The 3,414-nt window shown below is 66.0% G+C and carries 5 protein-coding genes; 4 read left to right on the top strand and 1 reads right to left on the bottom strand.

Annotated features, from left to right (window positions below):
- Nucleotides 1-167 precede the first annotated feature (167 nt).
- From ACYPYD_RS07935 to ACYPYD_RS07925, 3 genes are all read left to right on the top strand, one after another.
- Nucleotides 168-506, top strand: a complete 339-nt coding sequence (locus tag ACYPYD_RS07935; protein WP_211150239.1) for a LapA family protein — start codon at nucleotides 168-170, stop codon at nucleotides 504-506.
- Nucleotides 503-1,180, top strand: a complete 678-nt coding sequence (gene pyrF, locus ACYPYD_RS07930; protein ID WP_008833293.1) for an orotidine-5'-phosphate decarboxylase — start codon at nucleotides 503-505, stop codon at nucleotides 1,178-1,180. The genes ACYPYD_RS07935 and pyrF overlap by 4 nt, the downstream gene beginning before the upstream one ends.
- 294 nt (nucleotides 1,181-1,474) lie before the next feature.
- Entirely contained in the window at nucleotides 1,475-2,230 is a 756-nt protein-coding gene (locus ACYPYD_RS07925; RefSeq protein WP_008833294.1) for an SIMPL domain-containing protein, read from the top strand.
- A 7-nt stretch (nucleotides 2,231-2,237) separates the two neighbouring features.
- Here ACYPYD_RS07925 and ACYPYD_RS07920 read toward each other — a convergent pair whose 3' ends face one another.
- Nucleotides 2,238-2,597 (bottom strand): DUF4019 domain-containing protein, encoded by a 360-nt coding sequence (locus tag ACYPYD_RS07920; RefSeq protein ID WP_271181119.1) that lies wholly within the window; start codon nucleotides 2,595-2,597, stop codon nucleotides 2,238-2,240.
- 113 nt (nucleotides 2,598-2,710) lie between these two features.
- Between ACYPYD_RS07920 and ACYPYD_RS07915 the strand changes: the two genes are divergently transcribed.
- Nucleotides 2,711-3,352 (top strand): phosphoribosylanthranilate isomerase, encoded by a 642-nt coding sequence (locus ACYPYD_RS07915; protein WP_459662700.1) that lies wholly within the window; start codon nucleotides 2,711-2,713, stop codon nucleotides 3,350-3,352.
- Nucleotides 3,353-3,414: the final 62 nt, after the last annotated feature.

Raw genomic sequence — 3,414 nt, 5'->3', positions numbered from 1 at the left:
TGATCCGGGACCGCTGGCTGTCTTTAGATGCGCGCTGTCGATAAGGCGCCTGGCCGAGAGCAATGTTGTTCTCGGCCAGCGGTCCCGGATCAAGTCCGGGACGACGGCGGAATCCCTTCCCTTGCGGAAAATTCACGCCTAGCATCGCCGGGAAAGCAGGAGGAACAATGCAGGTCATCCGCACCATCGCATGGGTCGTGCTCACCGCCGTGCTCGTCGCATTCATCGCGATGAACTGGACCAAAGTGCCGGTAAACTTCTGGCCTCTGGCAGACGGCAACTACTTCCACTTCGAATGGCCGGTCGGCGTCGTCGCGCTGCTCTTCTTCGGGCTGGGCATGCTGCCGGTGTGGGCTTACCTGCGCGCCGTGCGCTGGCGGCTCAACCGCCGCATCGCCAGCCTCGAGAACTCGCTGCGCGCCACCTCGATGCCCTCGCTCGCCGAAGCGCACGAAACCGTGCCCGTCACCCCAATCGAAACCCCGTCGGAAATCGAGAAGTCATGAACCGCAATCCCGTCTACCTCGCCCTCGACCTCCCTCGCCTCGACGCCGCAGAAGCGCTGGCGCGCAAGGTCTCGGGCCATATCGGCGGGATCAAGCTGGGCCTCGAATTCTTCTGCGCCCACGGCCACCACGGCGTCCATGAACTGCACAAGGTGGGCCTCCCCATCTTCCTCGATCTCAAGCTGCACGACATTCCCAACACCGTCGCCGGCGCCATGCAGGCGATCCATGTGCTGCAGCCCTCCATCGTCACCATCCACGCCGCCGGCGGCCGCGCCATGATGGAAGACGCCAAGGCCGCCGCCGGTGAAAACTGCAAGGTCGTGGCCGTCACCGTGCTCACCAGCCTCGACGGCGACGACCTCTCCGCCATCGGCGTCAACGCCAACCCCTACGACCAGGCCCTGCGCCTCGCCGACCTCGCCCATTCCGCAGGGCTCGACGGCATCGTCTGCTCGGGCCACGAAGTCGGCGCGGTGCACAAGCAGTGGAAGGACGGCTACTTCGTCGTCCCCGGCCTGCGCCCGGCAGACGGCAAAGTCGGCGACCAGAAGCGCACCGTCACCCCGCGCGAAGCCCGCGATGCAGGCGCCAGCGTGCTCGTGATCGGACGGCCGATCAGCCGCGCGGAGGATCCCCTCGCAGCGGCGAAGGCTATCGAGGCTACTCTTTAAGAACGGAAAAAGAGGATTCTGGGGCCATCGCCCCAGACCCTTTTACTGTCATCGTTGTGCGCGCAGCAGCGTCGCGTCCACATTGCGCCGCAGGCTATTGGTCTCCCGACGCAGCCTCATTGCATGACGATGCTGCGCGCCCGACCTCGACGGGTCACGGGGTGCAGGGGTGGTAAACCCCTGCTTCATCCTCTTCTCACCTTAACATTCGCGCACTTCACCGTTCAGCCCTTCGCAACCTCGCTCCGTCCAGATTGTTGTCCACCGAACAACCCCCGGGAGTGCGACCCCATTATGAAGACCCTGAGCCTGCTCGCCGCCACGGCTATGGCAGCATCCGCCCCTACCGCCTTCGCCCAGCAGGCCCCTGCTCCCGCCATCGAGGCGGGGCACACGATGCTCACCGTCACCGCCGAAGGTTCGTCCACGCGCGAGCCCGACATGGCGAACTACAGCGCCGGTGTGACCACGCAGGGCACGACTGCCAGCGAGGCGCTTTCGGCCAACTCGGCGCAGATGACCAAGGTGATCGCCGCGCTCAAGCGGGCCGGGATCGCCGACAAGGATGTCCAGACCAGCAACCTCAACGTCAATCCGGTCTATGCCCAGCCCAAGCGCCTGCCCGATGGCTCTTACGAGGACGACGGCCAGCAGCGCATTGTCGGCTACCGTGCGAGCAATTCGGTCTCGGTCCGCCAGCGCAAGCTGCAGGACATGGGCAAGGTGATCGACGCGCTCGTCACCGCCGGTGCGAACCAGGTCAACGGCCCGAACTTCATGCTCTCGCAGCCCGAGGCGGCGATGGACGAGGCGCGTGTCGAGGCGATGAAGTCCGCCCGTGCCCGCGCCGAACTCTATGCCAAGGCATCGGGCCTGCGGGTCGCGCGCATCGTCTCGATCAGCGAGAGCGGCGGTTATTCGCCGCAGCCGGTGATGTTCGTGCGCAAGGAGGCCCGTGACATGGTCGCCGCCGCCGCGCCGCCGCCGGTCGCTGCGGGCGAGTTGGAGATGAACGTCAATGTGACGGTGCAGTTCGAACTGGCGCCGTGATCGACCATCAATTGACCATCATCTCGTTCGATTGAATGTGATAGCCGACGAGCGCGAGCTTGTCGGCTTCACTTTTTCGGAACACGAATTGCTCGGTTCCACTACCGCGTTCGAACACGGTTTCGTTGGTTGTCGTGGTGAAGCTGCCGTTGGTGCTGGCGTTGCGGTTCCAGCCGACCTGCTTGCTCGACTTCACGTTGCCCAGCTTGCGATGGACCGCGTCGAGCAGGGCGACGAACTGCTTCTGTGTGGTGGCCTTGCGCATGTCCGGCCCGGTGGCATCCCAGATCGCCTGCGAACGGCCTGCGTCCAGCGCCTGGTGGAAGCGGACCACTTCGGCGTCGGCTTGCTGGATCGACTCCTTCACGCTGCAGCCGCCGAGCATTGCCGCGGCTGCGATTGGCATTAGATAGCGGCCCAACCGATTCACTTCACGTCCTTCATTTCATGCAGGACCGCAGCTTAGGGCAAGGCGCGCATATGCCAACAGCGGCAATCAAGATTTGCGGTATCAGCACCGCCGCTTCGCTGGAAGCGGCCATCCGCGCCCGCGCCGCGCACATCGGCCTGGTGTTCTTCTCCAAGAGCCCGCGCGCGGTGAGCCCGGTGCAGGCGGCGCAGCTTTCGGAGCGCGCGGCGGACCGGATCGGCCGCGTCGGCCTGTTCGTGGACGCCGACGACGCGCTGCTCGGCGAGGCCGTGGGCGCGGCGAAGCTCGACGCGCTGCAACTCCACGGGTCCGAGACGCCCGAACGCGCCGCGCAGCTGCGTGCCCGCTTCGGCATCCCCGTATGGAAGGCTTTGTCCGTCGCCACCTCCGACGACGTCACCCGCGCGAACGCCTACGCGGGCGCCGCCGATGTTGTCCTCTTCGACGCCAAGACGCCCAAGGGCGCCCTGCCCGGCGGCATGGGCCTCAGCTTCGACTGGGGCCTTGTCGCGAATTGGAAGGGACCGCTGGCATGGGGCCTCGCGGGGGGCCTCGACCCGGCGAACGTCGCCGAGGCCATCCGGCTGACAGGAGCGCCGCTGGTCGATACCTCCTCGGGCGTGGAGAGCGCGCCGGGCGTGAAGGACGAGGCGCGCATCGCCGCCTTCTGCGCGGCGGTTCGATCGGCCTGACCCAACCTTTCGTCATTGCGAGCGTAGCGAAGCAATCCAGGGCGACTCAAGATTGCCCTGGA

The organism is Novosphingobium sp. 11B, from assembly GCF_054589055.1.
This window is presented reverse-complemented; position numbering and strand designations above follow the sequence as displayed.